Here is a 21670-nt window from a genome sequence, read left to right as displayed (position 1 = left end):
TTCGCAGTTGGCAGCGCAGGCCTTCGCGTCTATCAGGCCCGCCAAATCGTCAGGGTCGGCGGCACTTGCCGTGCACTCGTGGTTGGCCTAGGGGCAAGCGGCGGGGGAAAGCAGGGGCGCTTCCCGGACACGGTTTAGGGACGGTTTCCCAAGGGTTCGCAAAGACCCGGTCCTGCGGGAAACGGAATGAACAGGATTGGTTCGACCATGGCACAAGATGCTGGCACCGACGCTTCCGCCGTCATCGACGGTGAAGGTGTACGGCGGCGCGATTTCATCAACATCGCTGCGGTTAGTGCCGCCGGCGTCGGCGGTCTTTCGCTGCTCTATCCGCTGATCAGCCAGATGGCGCCGTCGGCCGACGTGCTCGCCGAAAGCTCGACCGAGGTCGACATCAGCCAGGTCCAGCCGGGCCAGGCGATGAAGGCGGTGTTCCGCAAGCAGCCGGTGTTCATCCGCAACCTGACGGCCAAGGAAATCCAGGAAGCCGAAGCGGTCGACGTGGGGTCGCTGCGCGATCCCCAGACGCTGAAGGACCGGACCAAGGAAGGCCATACCAACTGGCTGATCACGATGGGGGTCTGCACCCATCTTGGCTGCATTCCGCTCGGTTCGGGCGAGGGTGAGGTCAAGGGTGAGTTCGGCGGCTATTTCTGCCCCTGCCACGGCTCGGTCTATGATACCGCAGCCCGCATCCGCAAAGGCCCGGCACCCAGGAACCTGGAAGTGCCGCCTTATGAATTCACTTCCGACACTGTCGTCAAGATCGGCTGAGGGACCACACGATGAGCTTCCCCTGGGCAAAGACCTATACCCCCACGAATCCCTTCATGGTGTGGATGGATGAGAAACTGCCACTGCCGCGCCTGGTCTACAACGCGGTCGGTGGCGGCTACGAAGTCCCCCGCAATCTGAATTACATGTGGAACTTCGGGTTCCTGGCCGGGCTGTGCCTGATGATCCAGATCGTCACCGGCATCGTCCTGGCGATGCATTATGGCGGCAACACCGCGGTGGCGTTCGATTCGACCGAACACATCATGCGTGACGTCAACTACGGCTGGATGCTGCGCTATGCCCACGCCAATGGCGCCTCGGCCTTCTTCGTGGTGATCTATCTCCACATCTTCCGCGGCTTCTACTACGGTTCGTACAAGGCCCCGCGCGAGATGATCTGGCTGCTCGGCGTAGTCATCTTCCTGCTGATGATGGCCACCGCCTTCATGGGCTATGTCCTGCCGTGGGGCCAGATGTCGTACTGGGGGGCACAGGTCATCACCGGCCTGTTCAGCGCCATTCCGCTGGTTGGCGATGCGCTGCACACCTGGCTGCTCGGCGGCTTTGCTCCGGACAATGCCGCGCTCAACCGCTTCTTCTCGCTGCACTTCCTGCTGCCTTTCGTGATCCTTGGCGTGGTCATTCTCCACGTCTGGGCGCTGCACATCCCGGGCTCGTCGAACCCGACCGGGGTCGAAGTGAAGAAGGAAAGCGATACCGTGCCGTTCTACCCCTATTACGTCGCCAAGGACGGGTGGACGGTGGGGCTGTTCATGGTCATCTACAGCACGTTCGTGTTCTTCATGCCGAACGCGCTGGGCCATCCGGACAACTACATTCCGGCCAACCCGATGCAGACCCCGGCGCATATCGTGCCCGAATGGTACTTCTGGCCGTTTTACGCGATCCTGCGCAGCTTCACCCAGGACTTCCTGTTCTTCCCGGCCAAGCTGCTTGGCGTGCTGGCGATGTTCGCGGCGATCCTGGTGTGGTTCTTCCTGCCCTGGCTCGACAAGTCGCCGGTCCGTTCGGGCGGCTACCGCCCGCTGTATCGCAAATTCTTCTGGGTGCTGGTGATCGACGTCATCATCCTGGGCTATTGCGGCGGCTCGCCGGCGGAACAGCCCTATGTGCTCGTCGCCCAGCTCGCCTCGATCTATTACTTCCTGCACTTCCTGGTGATCGTGCCGATCGTCTCGTCGATCGAGCGTCCCGATCCGCTGCCCTTCTCGATCACCGATGCGGTGCTCGGGCACGACAATGCGGAAACCGGGGCCGCCGCTGCGGCGACCAAGGCCTGAGCGGACAGAGAGGGAAACGAAACAATGATCCGTATCTTCTCCATTCTGGTCGGGCTGTTCTTTGCCGGCGCGCTCGCCTGGTCGCTGCTGTGGGACACCATGGGCCTGGCCAAGGAAGGTCTGCCCAACACCGTTGAAAAGGCGTTCCACGAACACCCCAAGCCGCTCAAGCTTTCGAGCGACGGCTGGTTCGGCAAGTTCGACAAGAAGCAGGTCAAGCGCGGCTTCGAAGTGTACCAGCAGGTCTGCGCCAGCTGCCATGCGATCAAGCACGTGTCGTACCGCGATCTGGCCGCGCTCGAATACGGCGAGGGTGAGATCAAGACCATCGCCGCCGCGGCGACGATCAATGCCAAGGATCCGCTGACCGGCGAACTGAAGGATCGTCCGGGCCTGCCCAGCGATCACTTCCCGCCGGTGGTCTATGCCGGCCAGGGTCATCCGCCGGATCTGTCACTGATCGCCAAGGCGCGTCACGGCGGGGCATCCTATCTGCACTCGCTGCTGACCGGCTATACCACCCAGCCGGCCGAGCTGCTCAAGCGCTTCCCCGACGCGAAGACCCCGGACGGGCTTTACTACAACCCCTATTTCGCCAACCTCAACATCGCCATGCCGCCGCCGCTGACCAGCGACGGGCAGGTGACCTATACCGACGGGACCAAGGCCACGGTCGACCAGATGGCGACCGACGTCTCTGCCTTCCTGGTCTGGACGGCCGAGCCCAAGCTCGACAAGCGCCACCAGGTCGGGTTCTGGTGGGTCGGCTTCCTGATCTATGCAACGGTGCTGGGCTACATGGCCTACCGCAACGTCTGGGCCGCCAAGAAGGGGCACTGATCCCTTCGCCGATACGGCACAAGAAAACGGGGCGTCCCTTGCGGGGCGCCCCGTTTCGTTTGTCCGCAGCGATCAGTGGCCGGTGACGGCGGGCTCGTTATCGGCGATCAGCGTTCGATAGATCCAGCCGCCCAGCGCACCGCCGATCAGCGGGGCCAGCCAGAACACCCACAGTTGCTGCAGCGCGATCCCGCCTTCGACCAGGGCCGGACCGGTGCTGCGCGCCGGATTGACCGAGGTGTTGGTGATCGGGATCGAGATCAGGTGAATAAGGGTCAGCCCCAGCCCGATCGCGATCGGGGCAAAGCCGGCGGGTGCGCGGCCGTGGGTCGACCCCATGATGATCAGCAGGAAGAACATGGTCAGCACGACTTCGGCGACAAAGCCCGCGGCCAGCGTGTACTTGCCGGGCGAATGATCATCGACCCCGTTGCTGGCCAGGCCATTGGTCGCCAAGTCATAGCCCGGCTTGCCGCTGGCGATCCAGTACAGCAGGAAAGCGGCGATGATCGCGCCGACCACCTGGGCGACGATATAGGGCAGCACGTCCTTTGCCGGGAAGCGCCCGCCGCTCCACAATCCAACCGTGACTGCGGGATTGAAATGCCCGCCCGAAACGTGGCCGACGGTATAGGCCATGGTCAGCACGGTCAGGCCAAAGGCCAGGCTGACGCCCAGCAGGCCGATCCCGACATCGGGAAAGGCGGCGGAAAAAACGGCGCTGCCGCAGCCGCCGAATACCAGCCAGAAGGTGCCGAAAGCCTCGGCCATCAGGGCATTTGTCGATTTCATGGTTCCCCTCCATCCGTTGTTGTGCGGATTGGGCAAGGCTGCGCTTTCAGCAGCTTGAGGTAAAGAGGCGATGTGCGCTTGCCGCTCTGCCGTATCCACGGGCGGCATTGACCCCGCGCCGCGCCTGTCGCATAGGGCCGCTCTGCCACCGATCACGGCACCCAGAGCGCGGGTATAGCTTAGTGGTAAAGCACCAGCCTTCCAAGCTGGCTATGCGGGTTCGATTCCCGCTACCCGCTCCACCTCCCAGAACCAATCCCGATTTTGCCGCGCCAGCACTGAGGGTGACGCGCAAAAAAAGGGCCGGCAGATGCCGGCCCTGTGAAAGTCTTGGGAGAGGATGCCTGAAAGGCCTCCCGCATATGGGTCTGCGGCGGCCATGCTGCAAGTGCGAAAAAGGGCAGGTTGATTGCGTTTTATGCAAGCACGGGTGTTCTGATCGCTCCGGGGCCAATCTGCTTTCTGCTGTAACCGGTTTGCGTGAAGGCTGCGGCTTGCTATGCGCCAAGGGCCAGAGGAGTTTGCATGCGCGCCACCCCCGACTTCGATTTCGGCCTGACCGAAAGCGCCCAGATGATCCGCGAGGCGGCGGGCCGCTTTGCCGATGAACAGATCCTGCCGCTCGCCGCCGAGATCGACACCAACGACCGCTTCCCGCGCGAGCTGTGGGAGCCGATGGGTTCGCTCGGCCTGCACGGGATCACGGTTGAGGAGGAGTGGGGCGGGCTGGGGCTGGGCTATCTCGACCACGTCATCGCGGTCGAGGAAGTCAGCAGGGCGAGCGGAGCGGTGGGCCTCAGTTACGGCGCGCACTCCAACCTGTGCATCAACCAGATCCGCCGCTGGGGCAGCGATGAGCAAAAAGCCAGGTACCTGCCCAAGCTGATCAGCGGTGAACACCTGGGCAGCCTGGCCATGTCGGAAGCCGGGGCGGGATCGGACGTCGTGTCGATGAAACTGCGCTGCGACCTGGTCGATGGCGGTTGGCGCCTCAATGGCACCAAGTTCTGGATCACCAATGCGACCTATGCCGATACCCTGGTGGTCTATGGCAAGAGCGACCCGCAGGGCGGCAGCCGCGGGATCACCGCCTTCCTGATCGAAAAGGACATGCCCGGCTTCTCGATCGGCCAGAAGATCGACAAGATGGGCCTGCGCGGTTCGCCCACGGCCGAGCTGGTCTTCGACGATTGTTTCGTGCCGGACGAGAATGTGATGGGCCCGGTCCACGGCGGGGTCGGCGTGCTGATGAGCGGGCTGGACTATGAACGGGTCGTGCTGGCCGGAATGCAGATCGGCATCCTTCAAGCCTGTCTTGACGTGGTCATCCCCTATGTCCGCGAACGCAAGCAGTTCGGCAAGCCGATCGGCAGCTTCCAGCTGATGCAGGCCAAGGTCGCCGATATGTATGTCGCGATGCAGTCGGCGCGGGCCTATGTCTATGCCGTGGCCAAGGCCTGCGACGCCGGGCAGACCACCCGCTTCGATGCCGCCGGGGCGATCCTGCTCGCCAGCGAGAACGCATTCCGTGCCGCGGGCGAGGCGGTTCAGGCGCTGGGCGGGGCGGGCTATACCAAGGACTGGCCGGTCGAACGCTTCCTGCGCGATGCCAAGCTGCTCGACATCGGCGCCGGGACCAACGAGATCAGGCGGATGCTGATCGGGCGCGAATTGATCGGGACCAATTGATGAGCAGGCAACCGCATACCGCCGCCGGGGGCGCGCTTTCGCTCGAGCGGCTGGTGTTCTTTTCCGACGCGGTCTTCGCCATCGCCATCACGCTGCTGGTGCTGGAAATCGAAGTGCCACACTTGCCGCGCGTGCAGGATAGCGAGCCGTTTCTGCAGGCGCTGGCCGACCTGTTCCCCAGCTTCTTCGCCTTCGTGCTCAGCTTCCTGGTGATCGGGCGCTTCTGGATGACCCATCACGGCTTGATGGATCACGTCAAAACCTATGATCCGCGCCTGATGTGGCCGAACATGATGTACCTGATGGCCATCGCCTTCATGCCTTTTGCCACGGCGCTGATCGGGCGCAATCTCGGCCTGTTCGGGCCTGCGCTATTCTACAACCTGACCCTGCTTGTCACGGCGCTGCTGGGACGGCTGCTGGTGCAGCGCATCGAGGCGCTCGATCCGACTTCGGACACCCTGCTGGGCGAAGCGGCGGGGTCGAACGCGGTGATCCTTGGCGCCACGCTATCGGTGCTGCTGACCTTCGTGCTTCCCGCGATCAGCCAGATGGGCATGATCACGATCCCGCTATGGATCCGTCTCTTGAAGCGCAGGAACCCGGCATGACCGCCCCCGTCCTTTCCACCACGCTCAATCCCGACGATACGCAGGCCCAGACCCGCGCGGCGCACAATCGTGCGCTCGCCGCCGAACTGCGCGCGAGGGTGGCCGAGGCTGCGCTGGGCGGGAATGAAAAGTCGCGCGAGCGCCACACTTCGCGCGGCAAACTCCTGCCGAGGGAGCGCGTCGAGCGTTTGCTCGATCCCGGTTCGCCCCTGCTCGAGATCGGGCAGCTGGCGGCGGACGGGGTCTACGGCGAGGATATCCCCGGCGCCGGGATCATCGCCGCGATCGGCCGCGTGTCGGGCCGCCAGTGCATGATCGTCGCCAATGATGCGACGGTGAAGGGCGGCACCTATTACCCGCTGACGGTCAAGAAGCACCTGCGCGCGCAGGAAATTGCCGAGGCCAACCACCTGCCGTGCATCTATCTAGTCGACAGCGGCGGGGCCAATCTGCCGCACCAGAGCGAGGTTTTCCCCGACCGCGACCACTTCGGGAGGATCTTCTTCAATCAGGCCAACATGTCGGCCAAGGGCATTCCCCAGATCGCTTGTGTCATGGGCAGTTGCACCGCCGGGGGCGCCTATGTCCCAGCGATGAGCGACGAGAGCGTGATCGTGCGCGAGCAGGGCACGATCTTTCTGGCCGGTCCGCCACTGGTCAAGGCCGCGACCGGCGAGGAAATCAGCGCCGAGGATCTGGGCGGGGGCGATCTGCACGCGCGCAAGTCCGGCGTGGTCGATCACCTGGCCGAGAACGACGAGCACGCGCTGACCATCGTGCGCGATATCGTCAGCCACCTTGGACCGCGCAACGATCACGGCCTGCCGCTCAAGGACCCGCGCGCGCCGAAGTACGACGCCGAAGACCTCTACGCGGTGGTGCCCGACGATGTCCGCGCGCCTTACGATGTCCACGAGGTGATCGCGCGGCTGGTCGATGGCAGCGAGTTTCACGAATTCAAGGCGCATTACGGCGCGACGCTGGTTTGCGGCTTTGCCCACATCTGGGGCATGCCGGTGGCGATCCTGGCCAACAACGGGGTGCTGTTCAGCGAATCGGCGGTCAAGGGCGCGCACTTCATCGAACTGGCCTGCCAGCGCCGCATTCCGCTGCTGTTCCTGCAGAACATCAGCGGCTTCATGGTCGGCGGCAAGTACGAGGCCGAGGGGATCGCCAAGCACGGCGCCAAGCTGGTCACCGCGGTTGCCACCGCCACCGTGCCCAAGCTGACCGTGCTGATCGGCGGCAGCTTCGGCGCGGGCAATTACGGCATGTGCGGCCGCGCCTACAGCCCGCGTTTCCTGTTTTCCTGGCCCAATGCGCGAATCTCGGTGATGGGCGGAGAGCAGGCAGCCAGCGTTCTCGCCACCGTCCACCGCGATGCGGAAAGCTGGACACCTGAGCAGGCCGAAGCGTTCAAGGCCCCGATCCGCCAGAAGTACGAGGACGAAGGCAACCCCTATTACGCCACCGCGCGACTGTGGGACGATGGGGTGATCGACCCCGCGCAGACCCGCGACGTACTGGGGCTGGCGCTGGCGGCAGCGCTCGAAGCACCCATTCCCGAACGCCCGGCGTTCGGCGTGTTCCGGATGTGAGGGGAAGATCGATGCGCAAGCTAGGCCTGGTCGTAGCGGCGATGCTGCTCATTCCCGGGGCGGCCTCGGCCGATGATCGCAGCGACGTCAAGGCGTCGGTCGACCGCTGGCTTGCCGCGATCAATGCGAACGACGCGGATGCGCTTGCCGCCAACCAGCTGCCCCAAGGCATGACCTTCCGCCAGTTTCATGCGCCCGACGGGACGCTCAAGTTGAGCAATCGCAGCAACGCCGATTGGGTGGAGCGCATGCGCGGCGCGAAGGATCGGCTGCATGAGCGGTACTGGAGGCCGACCATCCTGGTCCACGGCGGCATCGCCACCTTCTGGGCGCCCTATTCGTTCGACATCAACGGCAAGCGTTCGCACTGCGGCATCGATGTGTTCGATTTGGTGAAGGTCGAGGGGAAATGGCTGGTTGCCAATGCGATGTGGACGGTCGAACCCCAGGGGTGCGCGAAGAAATGATCCAGTCCCTCCTCATCGCCAACCGCGGCGAGATCGCCTGCCGGATCATCCGTACCGCGCGGGCCATGGGTATTCGCACGGTCGCGGTCTATTCCGATGCCGATGCCAAGGCGCTGCATGTGCTCCAAGCCGACGAGGCGGTGCATATCGGCCCGAGCCCGGCGCGCGAGAGCTATCTGGTGGGGGAGAAGATCATCGCCGCGGCCAAGGCCACCGGGGCCGAGGCGGTGCATCCGGGGTACGGTTTCCTGTCGGAAAACGCGGCCTTCGCCCAGGCGGTGATCGACGCCGGGCTGGTCTGGGTCGGCCCCAAGCCTGCCAGCATCGACGCGATGGGGCTGAAGGACGCGGCCAAGGCGTTGATGCAGGCCGCTGGGGTGCCGGTCACCCCGGGCTACATGGGCGAGAACCAGGACCCGGCCTTCCTGGCGGGGCAGGCCGCGCAGATCGGCTATCCGGTGCTGATCAAGGCGGTCGCCGGCGGCGGCGGCAAGGGGATGCGGCGGGTGGATAGCGCGGCCGACTTTGCCGACAGCCTCGCCTCGTGCCAGCGCGAGGCGGCGGCCAGCTTCGGCAACGACCACGTGCTGATCGAGAAGTACATCCTCTCGCCGCGCCACATCGAGGTCCAGGTATTTGGCGACAGCCACGGCAACGTCGTCCACCTGTTCGAGCGCGACTGCTCGCTCCAGCGCCGCCACCAGAAGGTGATCGAGGAAGCCCCCGCGCCGGGGATGGACCCGGCCACCCGCGAGGCGATCTGCGCCGCCGCTGTGCGCGCCGCCAAGGCGGTCGACTACGAAGGCGCCGGAACAATCGAGTTCATCGCCGACGCGTCCGAAGGCCTGCGCGCCGACCGCATCTGGTTCATGGAAATGAACACCCGCCTGCAAGTGGAACACCCGGTGACCGAGGAGATCACCGGCGTCGATCTGGTCGAATGGCAACTCCGCGTGGCCAGCGGCGAGCCGCTGCCGCTGAAGCAGGACGAGCTGAGCATCACCGGCTGGGCGATGGAAGCGCGGCTCTATGCCGAGGACCCGGCCAAGGGGTTCTTGCCGAGCCCTGGAAAGATTGACCACTTGGCGCTCGATCATCGAATCCGGATTGAAACGGGCGTGGACGATGGCGATACCGTCAGTCCTTATTATGACCCGATGATTGCCAAACTGGTCGTGCACGGAGTAGATCGAGACGCCGCAATCAACCACATGCTGACGGCGCTGAACGCCAGCTATGTGTCACCACTTACGACAAATCAGGGCTTCCTTTTCGAATGCCTCGACCTGGCGGAATTTCGTTCCGGTAGAATCGATACCGGACTGATTGCGGAAAAGGGCGATACGCTGCTTCCAGCTCAAAGCCCAAGCAAGCTGGCCGTCGATACCGCTGCAAAGCGTTACCGCCGCGATTTTCTTGACTGGGTTGGCTGGCAGCCAAACGATATGCGGTCTGGGCTTTTCGGCTTTCGCCTCAACAGACCTGCACCTTCTGAAGTTGTTCTCTATGTGAACGGCTCCGCGGTCACTGGCGATGTCAGCGGATTTGAAAGCGACTTCGGCTTGTGCGCAACGATGACCCCGGGGAACGAGATATTCGTCACCGAGCGGGGGCAGACCTTTCGATTCACCACGCGCGGCACGGACGGCACCGGCCACCACTCTGCCCACGACGGCGATATCCTCTCGCCCATGCCGGGCAAGATCATCGCGGTAGAGGTGAGCGAAGGTCAGGCGGTGACCAAGGGCCAAAAGCTCATCACGCTTGAGGCGATGAAGATGGAGCATACCCTGACCGCGCCGTTCGACGGCACGGTGGCCGAGCTCTCCGCCACGCCCGGCGCGCAGGTCCAGGTCGAGGCGCTGCTGGCGCGGATCGAGGCGGCTGGATAGCCAGGTCTGCTTTGTCTCCACTCGTCATCCCCGCGAAGGCGAAGATCCAACTCCCGCGCTTGGAGCTGGATCTCCGCCTTCGCGGGGATGACGACTCAGAGGGTCGAGGTTGACAGCCTTGAAACCCGGCCCCCTTCGCGCATAGAGAGGCGTTGGGCGCTCATCCGGCGCGGGGGTGAAGGACTTCACATGGTAAGCGAGGCCGACCAGACGAGGAAAGCGGCGCGGCGGACGCGGGCGACCTCGTTCGACGTCGCCGAGCTGGCCGGCGTCAGCCAGTCGACCGTGTCGCGCGCGCTGGCCGGCGATCCGGTGGTCAGCGAAATGACCCGCGAACGGGTCAAGCGCGCCGCCGAGGAGCTGCATTACTCGATCGACCAGAACGCCACCCGGCTGCGCACCGGGCGCACCGACGTGATCGCAGTGGTGGTGATCTGCCGCCCGGGCGAGCTCAAGGGTGACATGAACCCGTTCTACTATTCGCTGCTCGGCAATATCTGCTCGGCCATATCGGCGGCGGGCTGCGATGCGCTGACCTCGTTCCAGGACAGCGCCGCCAACCTCAACGGCTATTACGAAAGCAACCGCCGCGCCGACGGGCTGATCGTGATCGGCACCGCCGAAAATACCGAGGCCTGGGCCCATTTCCGCGAGGTCGCCGACAGCGGCGCCAATATGGTCTGCTGGGGCGCGCCTTATCAGGACCAGAACTGGGTCCGCTCGGACAATGTCGCGGGCGGCGAACTGGCGGCGCAGGTGCTGCTCGACAGCGGCTACAAGAGCAACGTCTACATCGGCTCGGTCACCTCGCTCCAGCGCCAGTATACCGAACGCTTCGACGGCTTTTCCAAGGCGTTGCGTGCGGCGGGGCAAACCCCGGTGATCGCGCAGATCGATCCGGCGCTGTCGCGGATCGATCAGGGCCGCGAGGCGGTGCGCGGGATGATCGAAACCGGCATGAAGTTCGACGGGATCTTCGCCGCCTGCGACCAGATCGCGCTGGGGGCGATGCAGGAATTGCAGGCCCGCGGCGTGCGCATTCCCGATGAGGTTGGCGTGGTCGGCTTCGACGGAATCAACGCCGGCGAACACGTTGTACCTTCGCTCACCACGATCGAGCCGGACTTGCCGCTGGCCGCCGAACTGCTGGTCAAGCGGCTCAAGTCGATGATGGCGGGCAAGCCCGATGACGAATGGCTCGTCCCCGTCCGCCTGATCGTGCGCGGCAGTACGGCGCGCGGGGCTTCGCACCAGGCCTGATCGGCCTGACTTGTGCAGGCCTCGCTGGTGATGAGCGCGGTATCCCACCGGACCCTGAAACGCACCGGCTCCAGTGACCGGGCCTACCACCGCGTCCCGGCTTGTCCCGCGCGGTCGCTAGAGAGCCATGCGGCTGCCAATACGGTGAGATCTTAAGTCATAGGGTACGCCCACACTCGATTAGCAGCTCCTCGACAGTCCTTCGTCACCATCGGGCAGATTCGCTTGGCCGACGGGATATTGGCCACTCCGCGCCCCCGCTGCGACGCAAGGACGCGGAGTGGTTGAAGAGGCCCGTTAGGGGGGGGGATGCCGGGCCTCTTCCGGGGACTCAGAACTGAATGCGCAGCGTGCCGCGGATCGAATATGCGGTTTGTCCGTTCGCATCCTCGGCGCCCACTTCGCCGCCGAACTGGTAATCGCTGGTTCCGCCCAGAGCACGCAAGCGGCTGTACCAGCCACTTCTGCTTTGATCGGCCAGCAAGATGAAGGGGGTGCCGGAACCGAACTTTGCCGTCGTTGCGGCCAGTTTGCCGCTTAGAATTTCACGCCGACCGCCCTCGACTTCGACCCGGATCCAGTCGCTGTCGTCCCGGCCCGTTCCGCTAAAATCGATCCCCAGCACAAGGCCGCCCTCGGCAGCCAGTTCGCTTCCCGAACGTTTGTCGATGGTCAGGTTCAGGCCCGTTCCACCGCCAGTTTCGGTATGGCCATCCTCGCTAAGGCGGACATAATCTATCCCGACCGAGGGACGGAAATAGAAGTAGCGTCCGCCTCCTTCGATCGAGGCGCCTGCGCCGAATGTCGTCAGGGTCCCGTTCCACTTGCTGCTGGTGGTTCGGCGAACCTGGCTGGTCGCGGTGGCACCGCTGAACGCGCGTTCGCTGTCGAAGCGGACAATCCCGATACCGCCCCGGGCAAAAGCCTGGAAGCCGCCCGACTTCACCCGCCAGTGCGCGCCAATCATATAGGTGTTCGACTTGACCGTGTTGTCGACGCCCAGGCCGTTGTAGGTCTGGCTCCACAACCACGTCAGGTCTGCACCGAAATAGCCAAGGCCAGTCTGGCATTCCGCGCCGAGTAACCCGCCCATGCCCTTGATGTCATAGGCAATCGAATCCGATTTGTCCTTCGACGTTCCCCACACGCTGAGGCCGAGGTTAACCTGCAGGTTTCCATCCAGTTTGATCGGCCCCACCGGATCGGCGATCTGCCGCCCCATGCTCCGTGCGCCCAGACTGATTGCCCGGAATGTGCCGCCGGCATGGTCGGGCAGCATCTGATCAAGATTGGTGCGGAAGACTTCGCCGTCACGGGTGTTCAGGAAGACCTTGCCCAGTTCGGCATCCCCGCCGATTGCGGCGTAGGCTGCATTCCACGCCGCGCTTTCCGACTGGTTTAGCCCCAGCTCGGTCGCCGATTTGCGCGCGATGTCGATCGCCAGCTGGTTGCTGGGCGCATTGGTCGCCAACGCCGCCTTGTAGATGAACGGCACAAGATCGGTGTTGGTGACCAGCCCGGTCCCGCCGACAAGGGTGCCAGCGGTAAGGAACGTATAACGCCCTTCTGCATTGGCGACATCGGCCAGCTGGACCTTGATATTCGTACCGCTGGCAATCGTCGCGATACCATTCACGGTGATTGCCGTCCCCTCGCCGACATCCTTGTCGAGAATGACCAGCAGCGTTGAACCGCTTGCCGTGGTCAGCGAACCGATCGTGGTTGGTTTGACAAGTTCGAGCGAACCGCCGGTCATCGTTACCGCAAGTTGACCGGCATTGACCATTGTTCCGGCAAAGCGGGCCGAATTGGCAATCGTCAGGCTGTCGGTTCCCCCTCCGGCAAAGTCGGCAATGGCCGTCACGGCCGATGTGCCTGCCAGGGTGAGCGTGTCGTTGCCCGCGCCGAACAGGACCTTGCCACCCAGCGTCGCATCGCCGCCGAGTGTGAGGCGATCATTACCGCTTCCCAGCGTGACAATCCCGGTGACCGAGCCGTCGGCAATATCGAACAGGTCGTCACCGCTGCCAAGCAGGACGTCGCCGGTGATGCTGGGAGCCGCGATTCCTGCAGCAACAACAGTCTGGCGAATGGTTGCACCGGCCGTGTTGGCCGACAAGTCGATCGCGATGTTCCGGCCCGAATCAGCCTGCGCCCCGGTCGCGCTGATCGTGCCGCTGTTCTCGATCAGGGCGACCTGTCCGGTGCGATCGGCAATCGCTACCGCCGTGCCTGCCGCACCCGAAGCCGATGCCTTGATCGCGCCGCTGTTGCGAACCGTGGCGACGCTGGCCCCGGCTTCGATCAACACTGCTGACGAAACCGACGTTGCTGTGCCCCCGCCGCTCGAACTGACCGTACCGGAGTTGCGCACTTCGGGAACGCTGGCACCGCTGCCGATCCGGACAGCCGTCGCGCTCGCGCCATTTGACGCGGCGCTGACCGTGCCGGAGATGCCGATTCCGCCCGCGATCGTGACTGCGCCACCGCGGCCGCCGATAACCAAGCCATTACCGGCGATCCCGGAATAGAGACCGTTGCCGGCAACCGCACCATCGATCTGCAGGCCAAATCCGGTTCCGGTACCGGCGATCGGGCCGATTGCGATGGCGTGATCGGTTGCGCCAACGACCATTGCCGGAGCGGCGCCGTAGGTAACGACAGATGCCGACCCTTCCTTGCTGTCTTCGATCCCGTCGCGATCCTCGTCATTGTCGGTCGAGCTGGTATCGCGGGGCGGGATGGCCAGGATTATGCCGCCGGCGACATTGCCCTCGATCATCAAGGCGGAACCGCCCTGCAGCAAATCATCTGCGTCAAGCTTCGAAGGGTCAGCCGGGACCGTGGTGTAGCGATAGCCCGTGCTGGTGATCGCGCCTTGAACCACCATCGCCCCAGAGACATCACCGGTAAAGCGCGCGCCGACCGCACCAACGCCAATCGCGCTGACTTGGCCCGCAAGCCGGACCGAACCGTTGATCGCGTCCGCGCGAATGCCGACCGCACGATCACCGATGACGGTCGTTTTGCCGTCATGCGTAAAGTTGCCGGTCAGGGAGCCGCCCAGCCAGATACCTGCAGAATCGTTGCCTTCGACCAGGATCGTTCCGCTTTGCGTCACCTTGCCGGTATGGGCACCAAGGGTACGGATGCCATATCGATTGGCACCCACCGCGAATGGACCGTCCAGATCGCCATCGTTATCAGTATCGGTTGCGGTATAGGGTTCATCCACGGTGATCGATCCGGTCGTGGCCACAACGATATCGCCACTGGTCCCTGCGTTGACGACTATGCCCGCGCCGCCGGGCGCGTTGGAGACGATGATTTTACCCTCAACGGTCGCAGCATTGTTGCTGTCGACAGTGATGGCCGTGCCGGACGTGATCTCGATCGAGCCAGCGCTGCCGATACGGATCGAGTCAGCCGCGCCATTGTTGGCGGTCGAGGTGTTAATTGTCGTGGTCCGCTTGGCGGTAATGACCGTTTCTGCCATCGCCGGCGCTGCCAGGGCAAGAACGGCAGTCGTGGCAAGCAATGTTCGGCGCATTGGAATATCTCCCTCTCGGCTGTCGAAAGGGAAGACGGAGCCGCCGCTTCGCAGCCTTGGTAACTTGCAAAAAATTTCGCGCCGCTCGTCGGGAAAGGGCAGAAGCCGGCGCCCAGGCCCGGCCGCACGTTCAGCCGATGCAACGGTGTGACCTGATTGCGCCCGATTGCGACCGGCGTTCCACGCGCGAAGCGGTTACCGGCAACGTCGGCAATATTGGCGATAGACAGGGCTCCGCCTTGCGCAGCGGCGAGGACCCTGCCGGTCGCTCCGGTTTGCTGATCCTTGCCTTGCAGTTCGCCCAGTTCTGTTCCCACTCAAAGCCGCGACTGGCCGACATCGCCGGCGTTGCCAGGGCAAGAACGGCGGTGGCGGCAAGCAATTGTCGGCGCATCGGAAAGACCTCCCTCTCGGCTGTCGCAAGGGAAGACGGAGCCGCGGCTTCGCGGCCTTGGTTACTTGTACAGAAATTGCTCCCCGCACATGCAGCAAGGTCAAAAGCGGGCGTCGAAACCCAGTCGCACGGTCAGCGGACGCAACGGTGTGACCTGATTGCGCCCGATCGCGAATGGCGTTCCAAGCGCGAAGCGGTTACCGGCAACGTCGGGAATATTGGTGATCGACAGGGTTGCGCCTTGCGCATCGGTACCAAGTCTGATGGTCGCTCCGGTTTCCAGATAGTCGCCTTGCAAGTCGCCCAGTTCCGGTCCTACGCCAAGCCGCGACTGCCCAACGTAGCGCGCCCAGCCCTGCCCGTGCAGTTCGATCGCAGAGCCCAGCTTGCGGCGATAGTCGACACCGATACGCGCCGCGACCTTGGCGACATTGGGTACCTCGGTGATCGGAATCAATGATGGTACCAGCACATCAGCGTAAAGGTTGGGCTGCGAAATTCGGCTCCGATTGATCACGCCGCCAGCGTCGATGCGCAGTCCCGGGGCAATCAGGGCGCTGCCTGTCAGGGTAAAAGTCCAGATCTGCCCATTGCCGACATTGGCAGTGGTCGGCAGACCAGCCAGGTCGATGTAGTCGGCCTGGATATCGCGCCAGTCGGTGAAGGAGACACTGGCGGCTAGATCGAACGGCCCGCGCCCTGCTGATCCGCGCCGCAACCCGAATTCGATTGTGGAAATCCTGTCGTTGCGGAAACGGCGGACGAAATCATTGTCGACCGTCAGGCCGCCTGGTCGGAAGCCTTCCTGATATCGCAGGTACATGGTCAATGCGGCCAGTGGGTGCGCGGTCAAGGCAAGCGAAGGCAGCGCCATGCGCTCGGTCCGCTGCGCAGTTATCGCGCCGTTGGCCAGCGCGATCTCTGGCCTGACATCTTCGCCCGCGCCATCGAGTGTCGACCAGGTCAGGCGGCCCCCGGCACTCGCCACCAGCCCTTCGAACAGTCGGACGCTCGCCTCGCCGTAAAGGGTAAACTCTTCGATACTGTTGGCCACGCCGGTATAAGGTGTAATGGTGTCCGAAGCCTGCAATTCGCGCTGCAACCGTGTGTTGTTGTGCGTGTAGCTGATCCCCGCAAGCCAGCCGAAGCGGCGGCCAAGGGGCTGCCAGATCCGGGTCTCGTTCGCGAACAGAAGGGTGCGGTTGCGTTGCACGAAAAGCCGGTCCGGCCCATCCGGCAGGGTTGCGTCATACCGTTCGGACAGATCCTGCCGGGCTGCGCCGGTTGATGAGCGCAGGCGGATATCCCCGACCCTGCCCGAGAGCACGATCTGTCCCTGACCATAGTGTGCGCCGTATCCTTCGCTGACACGGGCGCTGCGTTCGAGCGGTGCTCCGCCGCGATCGGCATATTGGCTGTCATCGCCGCGCGTTGTCTGGGTCAGGCCAATCAGGTCCAGCGTCCAGTCTGCTGCAATTCGCGCACGGATCGATCCGCGCACCGCGCCGACCCATGTCCGGTTGACATCCTCACGTCTAAGCAGAGGCTTGTCGATGTAGCCACCTTGCCGTTCTCCGTCGGCCGCAACGCGCAGTCCGATCCGATCCTCGGCCAACGGCAGGTTCACCACCAGATTGGCATCGAAACCCGGTTCGCCGCGCGCTGTCACGCTTCCGCCGACGATCCCCGACGCCGCCGCCGCACCAAGATCGGGGTCGTTCGGCACAAAACGAACGATGCCGCCCAGCGATCCCGCCCCGTAAAGCGCACCCTGCGGGCCTTCGAGGACCTCGACCGCGCGCATATCGGACAGTCGCAGATCGGGATCGGGGGCGTTATAGCTCAGCCGCAGATCGCCAAGGTACTGGCCAACTGTTGACTGGGTAGGCCCTGTGAAGCTGGAATCGGCGATGCCGCGGATGAACAGCTTGTTTCGCCCGGTTCCGAGGTGCGTGGTTGAAACGGTCGCGATCCGGGCCGCGATCCGATCGGTCCCGCCAACCCCGCCAAACACAAGATCGCTGCCATCGATCTGATGAACCTGGCCGGGAAAGTCACGCAGCGTCAAGTCGCGTTTGCTGGCGACAACCACGATCGGCTGCTCGGAAAAGGCTTCGGGCGGCAATTCAGGAGCCGGGCGCCTGGCGGCTTTTGCCGGGCGTTCGACAGCTGCCAAGCGGGGCGGGGTTGTCGGCGCGCGCTCGATACGGAAGGCCGCACCGTTGACCACCACCAGATGCCCGCCAGAGGCCCGCGCCAGCCGTTCTGCAGCCTGCCTTGCTGTCATGGTCCCGCGCAGCGGCCCGACCTTTCGGTTGGACAGGTTTTCGTCAACAACCACGATGGTACTGCCGGTCTGCTGTGCCGCCGCCACGGCGGCATCGCCCAGCCGGCCTTTCGGCACATCGAGTCGCGCCTCATTGGCCTGAGCGGGTGCAGCAATCGCAACCAGTGTGGCAAGAAGTCCGTACCGCGGCCGCAACATGATCAGGGCTCGATCGTCCAGCCATCCGCCGACCGCGTCATGGTCACGCCAAGCAAGGGACCAAGCGCGGCGGGGTCGCTGCGTAGCGGGGCGACGACGACACTGCCCGATACCCGCCGCGAACCGCCCGGCCTTGCGGTGAAGTCGATCCCGGTTGCGCGGGTCAAACCAGCGGCCACATCGGCAAGTGACGCGTCACGGAAGGTCAGCCGACCTTCGCGCCATTCGCCGATCGCCGAGACCGGCACCACGCTGCGAACGATGCGATCCGACCCGTTACGCAGTGATGCCTGCTCGCCGGGATCGACGCGCAGGTTCTGACGCTTCGGGTTGAAAACCACCGCGCCCTCGCTGACCCCGACAACGGTCGCGTCCAATTCGCGCCTGACGTCAAACACCGTGCCGACATCGACCAGCGTTGCCTCTCCCGCAACGACGACAAATGGCCGCGCAGCGTCGTGACGCACTTCGAATAGCGCTTGTCCCTGATCGAGCCGGACGGCACGTGTGCTGGTCATTGCCAGCCGGGTGCCGCCCGCTAGCGTGATTCGGCTGCCATCGGCAAGCGCGACACTGCGTGTCTCGCCAGGTGCTGTCACATAGTCGACGCCGCCACCGCGCAGCTGCAGGCCAAGCACCGCGGCAAGCACCAGCACGGCGGCGATCGCCCCGCCAATCCAGGCGCGGAACGGGCCGCGCTTTACGTGCGGCTCCAAGGCAATGTCCGCGCCAGGAATGGCGGAAGGTTCTGCCCCGGCCACTTCGACGACACCTTCGATCGCGCCCATGACCCGGTCATAGGCTTCGGCATGGCCTGCATCCCTCTCAAGCCACTCGGTGAAACCGGCCCAATCGGCAAATGCCGCATCGCCGGTGCGCACCGCCCAGCTCGCCGCCTCGTCCAGCATTCTTGGATCAATCGCCATGACCACGGCCTCCTGATCCTATGACGGAGTCGTTGCGCTCAAACCTCATCGTCACGCTCCCGGAATGCGGCTATCACGCGGTAGGCGATGCGAAGATCGCTCTCCACGGTGGAGAGACTGACGCCCAAACCTTCGGCAATTGCACGCTGGGGCACCCCTTCTATGCGATGCTGGCGGAATACAGCCGCCGCTCTCGGACTTGCGGCATCCAAGGCATGAAAAATCGCGGCGAGCGTATCGCGCCCGATCGCAATGCGTTCGGGCGTTGCCACGGAAGCAGGGTCGCCGGCGGCATGCATGTCTGCCCAGGCTTCGCCTCGCGCGTCTGCTTGGCGACGCGCGCGATAGCGGTCGATCATCACGCTGTTTGCTGTGCGATAGAGGTAGGCCAGCGGCGCGGCGATCGGGCCGCTGGCGCCAGCGGACTGGGTCACTCTGAGCCAGACTTCGTGAAGAATGTCTTCGGCCGCGTCGCCCGCGCCACGTGCGGAAAGGAAACGCAGAAGCGCCCCGCGGTTGGCGAGGAGAACGGCCTCAAGGCCTGCCGGAGCGGCAATAGGTTCGGTTATCGACAAGGCAAGGCAGCGTTTGTGTGCAGGATTGTGCGCTATAGTGAAAGTATTCCCCGCGGCCAACAGGGAGACTTGCGATCCCGCACCGCCCTGCTGCGCTCGTTGTGATCACATGAGCCGATGTGCACTGTTGCGAGTGCCAAATGCACCGCAGTTGGCGCAAGGTACCTGAGACGAAATTGATTTACCGGGGAAAAATGGCGGTGCTGTCAGTCTAATGGCAACTCGTCTCCGCTTGGAGCGAGTAAGGAGTGTCGATTTCCCGTTTTAGGACAAGCGCAGCTGGTTTCTGTTTGAAATTGTACAGGTCTACGATATGCCCATGAGGTCACAAACCCGGCATTGGGGAGCCCGGAGATCTCATGAATCGAAATAGCGTCGGCGAGCAGCAAAGAGAGGCTCTTCTGACGCTTAGGCTGCGCATCGCGGAAGCCCTGGAAATTGCTGACGCGATTGGGCTACCGATTGCTGGAATAAAGTTGAGCGAAGCAATTGATCAAACAGATCGCGCTTTAGAATCGGTCCAAATCGGACCAATTCCGAGGCCTCCAAAGGCTGTATCGACTCGATTTTGAAGTTGGCTGCTCCAGCAGTATGCCTTAGGGTAACGGGCCGTCAGATAACCAAGGTCCCTGTTTTGCGGAAGCCGGATGACATTATTCGGACATTGACCGACAAGCAGCGCGAGGCGCTGGAATTGGTCTTGCAGCACAATTCCTCGAAAGAAATTGCGCGGCTCCTTAACGTTTCACCGAAGACCGTCGATCAACGACTAGACGGCGCGCGTGCGAAGCTAGGTGTCACAAGTCGCTCCGAAGCTGCGCGCCTTTACGCTTCACTGACAGGGACATGGGAAACTCTCCCATATCGATCTTCCCCGGTAACGCATCCACCAGATTTGTCCGATAACTCCAGCAGCGAATTGCCATCGCCGATCTACACTATGCATGACGCTCAGACGTTTGACGTACATGCGCCGTGGCAGGATGGAGAGAAGCGGTTCGCGCCGAAGCTGCGGGGCCTTCCTGACAGCGCGCTTTACCGGGTCGGAATCATTCTGGCAGGTGCTGCAGCGCTGCTTTGTTTGACCCTTTTGGGTCTTGGTGTCGCGAATGGGTTAGGTGCCCTCCTCGACACTTTTGGTTCGAGGCTTCGGTAAACTGATGTAGAATCAATACCGGAGACTAACATGACTTTTACAGTATTCACCGCAGCGGCGCGACTGCGTCGCGAGATTCCGGCTGCCGAAGCGGCGCTCGATGAAGCCATGCTTCGCACCACGGAAGTAATCCGCACTATCGTTACAGCGCGCCGCGAGGCTGGCGTCCCTCCGCATGTTGGGCAAGACGCGCTGCTGCGTCTCAACAAGGTCCAGTCTAGCCTGCTCGATGCAGGTTCGAACATTTTCCGCGTACACAACCAGGCCATCAGTGCAGCCGCGATTTACTGCAGTGCAGACGAACCGACTTGTCCACCTTCTGGCATGGTCGAGCACGAGCCCGCTGCCGCGCTTGAAGCGGTTGCCTAATCCTTGACCATCGGCGCGGCGGCGTGTCTCTCAATGATCGATGACCAGATACCTTCTCGAAGTGGCGCTCCTTGTGCTTGCGGCAGTGTTTGCTTGGCGCAGGGGCGCGGCTCCCGAGCGTGCCACTGCTGCCGCGCTCATTCTGATGTTTGTCCTCGATCCGCTCTACCACTGGTTGATCGCTGGTGGAGGACACTACGGGCAAGTCGATCTGGGACATCTGACGATCGATATGATAACCCTGACAACGACCGGATGGATCGCCCTGAAAGCCGATCGATGGTGGACGCTGTGGGTGTCTTCGGCGCAAGTGATTGCTGTCCTGGGACATTTCTTGCGCCTGATCAGCTTCCAGATCGATCCACTGGTATATTCAGTGATGATTCGGGTCCCATCTTACTTGCAGATAGCATTGCTGCTGATGGGAACTTGGTTGCACGCGCGTCGCACCATGAGGATCGACAGCTTGTCGCCCTTGCCCAGATCCTCACTCCTCTTTTAGGAGATCGAGCGACGTTACGCGCTCGATCTCTAATCGATCGGCTCGGCAGCATCGCCGGTGTGGTAAGCGCAAGCCCGGAAGAATTGCGGCGCGCTATGGGCGCAGACGGGGAACTCGCGACTTTGCTAATGGCCGCAAGGCAGCTCGTCGATGTCGGGCTGCGTGAGCGAATTGAGCGCGAACCAGTCAACACTGAATCGAAAGCTTTTCTAGACTACCTCATTATGCGGTTCAGCGGCCGCAGCAACGAGCAGTTGATCGGCTGGTTCCTTGATCGGCAAGAAGGTTATATTGCCGAGCGGATCCTTGCGGTTGGCTCGGGCGACAGTCTCAACATTCATCCCCGAACACTGTTCAAAGAAGCGATCGGACTCGACTGTGCGTAAGCGTGGCCTGAAGGCCGCCGGTTAGGCGGCCTCTGCGATCAGCGGCTGCTGGCTGGAAGTCCAGTGCCAGGGCATGAGCTCGTCCCAGCGAGCGGCTGGC

18 protein-coding genes and 1 tRNA gene are annotated in these 21670 nt (G+C 63.3%); 14 read left to right on the top strand and 5 right to left on the bottom strand.

Annotated elements, in window-relative coordinates; genetic code table 11:
* Positions 1-207: 207 nt before the first annotated feature.
* Genes petA through ACFFF7_RS09815 form a run of 3 tightly spaced genes read left to right on the top strand, consistent with a single transcriptional unit; the run spans position 208 to position 2918 of the window.
* On the top strand, positions 208-774 hold the full coding sequence (petA, locus tag ACFFF7_RS09825) for a ubiquinol-cytochrome c reductase iron-sulfur subunit (protein ID WP_379481179.1): 567 nt from the start codon (positions 208-210) through the stop codon (positions 772-774).
* Between the two features lie 11 nt (positions 775-785).
* Entirely contained in the window at positions 786-2078 is a 1293-nt protein-coding gene (locus ACFFF7_RS09820; RefSeq protein ID WP_379481178.1) for a cytochrome b, read from the top strand.
* Between the two features lie 24 nt (positions 2079-2102).
* Positions 2103-2918 (top strand): cytochrome c1, encoded by an 816-nt coding sequence (locus ACFFF7_RS09815; RefSeq protein ID WP_379481177.1) that lies wholly within the window; start codon positions 2103-2105, stop codon positions 2916-2918.
* A 72-nt stretch (positions 2919-2990) separates the two neighbouring features.
* Here the strand turns inward: ACFFF7_RS09815 and aqpZ are convergent, their stop codons facing one another.
* Positions 2991-3710, bottom strand: a complete 720-nt coding sequence (aqpZ, locus tag ACFFF7_RS09810; protein ID WP_379481176.1) for an aquaporin Z — start codon at positions 3708-3710, stop codon at positions 2991-2993.
* 168 nt (positions 3711-3878) lie between these two features.
* On the opposite strand from aqpZ, the gene ACFFF7_RS09805 reads away from it, so the two are divergent.
* The 7 genes from ACFFF7_RS09805 (at position 3879) to ACFFF7_RS09775 (ending at position 11227) form a co-directional block, all read left to right on the top strand.
* Positions 3879-3952 (top strand) — tRNA-Gly (locus tag ACFFF7_RS09805).
* Between the two features lie 283 nt (positions 3953-4235).
* Positions 4236-5399, top strand: coding sequence for an isovaleryl-CoA dehydrogenase (locus ACFFF7_RS09800; protein ID WP_379481175.1), 1164 nt, complete (start codon positions 4236-4238; stop codon positions 5397-5399).
* Positions 5399-6010 (top strand): TMEM175 family protein, encoded by a 612-nt coding sequence (locus ACFFF7_RS09795; protein WP_379481174.1) that lies wholly within the window; start codon positions 5399-5401, stop codon positions 6008-6010. Before ACFFF7_RS09800 ends, ACFFF7_RS09795 begins: the two co-directional genes overlap by 1 nt.
* Positions 6007-7608, top strand: a complete 1602-nt coding sequence (locus ACFFF7_RS09790; protein WP_379481173.1) for a carboxyl transferase domain-containing protein — start codon at positions 6007-6009, stop codon at positions 7606-7608. The genes ACFFF7_RS09795 and ACFFF7_RS09790 overlap by 4 nt, the downstream gene beginning before the upstream one ends.
* A gap of 11 nt (positions 7609-7619) precedes the next feature.
* Positions 7620-8075 carry a hypothetical protein gene (locus ACFFF7_RS09785; RefSeq protein ID WP_379481172.1) on the top strand — a complete coding sequence of 152 codons (456 nt, stop codon included), beginning with the start codon at positions 7620-7622 and terminating at the stop codon, positions 8073-8075.
* Complete coding sequence (locus tag ACFFF7_RS09780) at positions 8072-9967, top strand: ATP-binding protein (protein WP_379481171.1); 1896 nt, start codon at positions 8072-8074, stop codon at positions 9965-9967. Before ACFFF7_RS09785 ends, ACFFF7_RS09780 begins: the two co-directional genes overlap by 4 nt.
* Positions 9968-10156: 189 nt before the next feature.
* Positions 10157-11227, top strand: a complete 1071-nt coding sequence (locus tag ACFFF7_RS09775; protein WP_379481170.1) for a LacI family DNA-binding transcriptional regulator — start codon at positions 10157-10159, stop codon at positions 11225-11227.
* A 331-nt stretch (positions 11228-11558) separates the two neighbouring features.
* Here ACFFF7_RS09775 and ACFFF7_RS09770 read toward each other — a convergent pair whose 3' ends face one another.
* The 4 genes from ACFFF7_RS09770 to ACFFF7_RS09755 all read right to left on the bottom strand — a co-directional run bounded on the left by ACFFF7_RS09770 (position 11559) and on the right by ACFFF7_RS09755 (position 19157).
* On the bottom strand, positions 11559-14777 hold the full coding sequence (locus tag ACFFF7_RS09770; protein ID WP_379481169.1) for a beta strand repeat-containing protein: 3219 nt from the start codon (positions 14775-14777) through the stop codon (positions 11559-11561).
* A 494-nt stretch (positions 14778-15271) separates the two neighbouring features.
* Positions 15272-17656, bottom strand: a complete 2385-nt coding sequence (locus ACFFF7_RS09765) for a TonB-dependent receptor (protein ID WP_379481168.1) — start codon at positions 17654-17656, stop codon at positions 15272-15274.
* A 2-nt stretch (positions 17657-17658) separates the two neighbouring features.
* Entirely contained in the window at positions 17659-18582 is a 924-nt protein-coding gene (locus ACFFF7_RS09760; protein ID WP_379481167.1) for a FecR family protein, read from the bottom strand.
* Between the two features lie 38 nt (positions 18583-18620).
* Positions 18621-19157, bottom strand: coding sequence for an RNA polymerase sigma factor (locus tag ACFFF7_RS09755; RefSeq protein WP_379481166.1), 537 nt, complete (start codon positions 19155-19157; stop codon positions 18621-18623).
* 568 nt (positions 19158-19725) lie between these two features.
* Here ACFFF7_RS09755 and ACFFF7_RS09750 point away from each other — a divergent pair.
* The 4 genes from ACFFF7_RS09750 (at position 19726) to ACFFF7_RS09735 (ending at position 21570) form a co-directional block, all read left to right on the top strand.
* Positions 19726-20313 (top strand): response regulator transcription factor, encoded by a 588-nt coding sequence (locus ACFFF7_RS09750; RefSeq protein WP_379481165.1) that lies wholly within the window; start codon positions 19726-19728, stop codon positions 20311-20313.
* A gap of 30 nt (positions 20314-20343) precedes the next feature.
* A complete protein-coding gene (locus ACFFF7_RS09745; RefSeq protein WP_379481164.1) occupies positions 20344-20682 on the top strand; it encodes a hypothetical protein in 339 nt (112 codons plus the stop codon).
* A gap of 40 nt (positions 20683-20722) precedes the next feature.
* Positions 20723-21184 carry a hypothetical protein gene (locus tag ACFFF7_RS09740; RefSeq protein ID WP_379481163.1) on the top strand — a complete coding sequence of 154 codons (462 nt, stop codon included), beginning with the start codon at positions 20723-20725 and terminating at the stop codon, positions 21182-21184.
* A gap of 95 nt (positions 21185-21279) precedes the next feature.
* On the top strand, positions 21280-21570 hold the full coding sequence (locus ACFFF7_RS09735) for a JAB domain-containing protein (RefSeq protein ID WP_379481162.1): 291 nt from the start codon (positions 21280-21282) through the stop codon (positions 21568-21570).
* Positions 21571-21670: the final 100 nt, after the last annotated feature.

It is taken from the genome of Novosphingobium aquiterrae, assembly GCF_042434435.1.
Lineage (GTDB): Bacteria > Pseudomonadota > Alphaproteobacteria > Sphingomonadales > Sphingomonadaceae > Novosphingobium > Novosphingobium aquiterrae.
Note: the sequence above shows the minus strand (reverse complement) of the source record. Positions and strands in the feature narration are given on the sequence as shown.

What these genes read in the sequence shown, in the direction of transcription:
- petA (WP_379481179.1), top strand. Translation starts at nt 208, where the DNA reads ATGGCACAAGATGCTGGCACCGACGCTTCCGCCGTCATCGACGGTGAA.
- ACFFF7_RS09820 (WP_379481178.1), top strand. Translation starts at nt 786, where the DNA reads ATGAGCTTCCCCTGGGCAAAGACCTATACCCCCACGAATCCCTTCATG.
- ACFFF7_RS09815 (WP_379481177.1), top strand. Translation starts at nt 2,103, where the DNA reads ATGATCCGTATCTTCTCCATTCTGGTCGGGCTGTTCTTTGCCGGCGCG.
- aqpZ (WP_379481176.1), bottom strand. Translation starts at nt 3,710, where the DNA reads ATGAAATCGACAAATGCCCTGATGGCCGAGGCTTTCGGCACCTTCTGG.
- ACFFF7_RS09800 (WP_379481175.1), top strand. Translation starts at nt 4,236, where the DNA reads ATGCGCGCCACCCCCGACTTCGATTTCGGCCTGACCGAAAGCGCCCAG.
- ACFFF7_RS09795 (WP_379481174.1), top strand. Translation starts at nt 5,399, where the DNA reads ATGAGCAGGCAACCGCATACCGCCGCCGGGGGCGCGCTTTCGCTCGAG.
- ACFFF7_RS09790 (WP_379481173.1), top strand. Translation starts at nt 6,007, where the DNA reads ATGACCGCCCCCGTCCTTTCCACCACGCTCAATCCCGACGATACGCAG.
- ACFFF7_RS09785 (WP_379481172.1), top strand. Translation starts at nt 7,620, where the DNA reads ATGCGCAAGCTAGGCCTGGTCGTAGCGGCGATGCTGCTCATTCCCGGG.
- ACFFF7_RS09780 (WP_379481171.1), top strand. Translation starts at nt 8,072, where the DNA reads ATGATCCAGTCCCTCCTCATCGCCAACCGCGGCGAGATCGCCTGCCGG.
- ACFFF7_RS09775 (WP_379481170.1), top strand. Translation starts at nt 10,157, where the DNA reads ATGGTAAGCGAGGCCGACCAGACGAGGAAAGCGGCGCGGCGGACGCGG.
- ACFFF7_RS09770 (WP_379481169.1), bottom strand. Translation starts at nt 14,777, where the DNA reads ATGCGCCGAACATTGCTTGCCACGACTGCCGTTCTTGCCCTGGCAGCG.
- ACFFF7_RS09765 (WP_379481168.1), bottom strand. Translation starts at nt 17,656, where the DNA reads ATGTTGCGGCCGCGGTACGGACTTCTTGCCACACTGGTTGCGATTGCT.
- ACFFF7_RS09760 (WP_379481167.1), bottom strand. Translation starts at nt 18,582, where the DNA reads ATGGCGATTGATCCAAGAATGCTGGACGAGGCGGCGAGCTGGGCGGTG.
- ACFFF7_RS09745 (WP_379481164.1), top strand. Translation starts at nt 20,344, where the DNA reads ATGACTTTTACAGTATTCACCGCAGCGGCGCGACTGCGTCGCGAGATT.
- ACFFF7_RS09740 (WP_379481163.1), top strand. Translation starts at nt 20,723, where the DNA reads ATGACCAGATACCTTCTCGAAGTGGCGCTCCTTGTGCTTGCGGCAGTG.
- ACFFF7_RS09735 (WP_379481162.1), top strand. Translation starts at nt 21,280, where the DNA reads ATGGGCGCAGACGGGGAACTCGCGACTTTGCTAATGGCCGCAAGGCAG.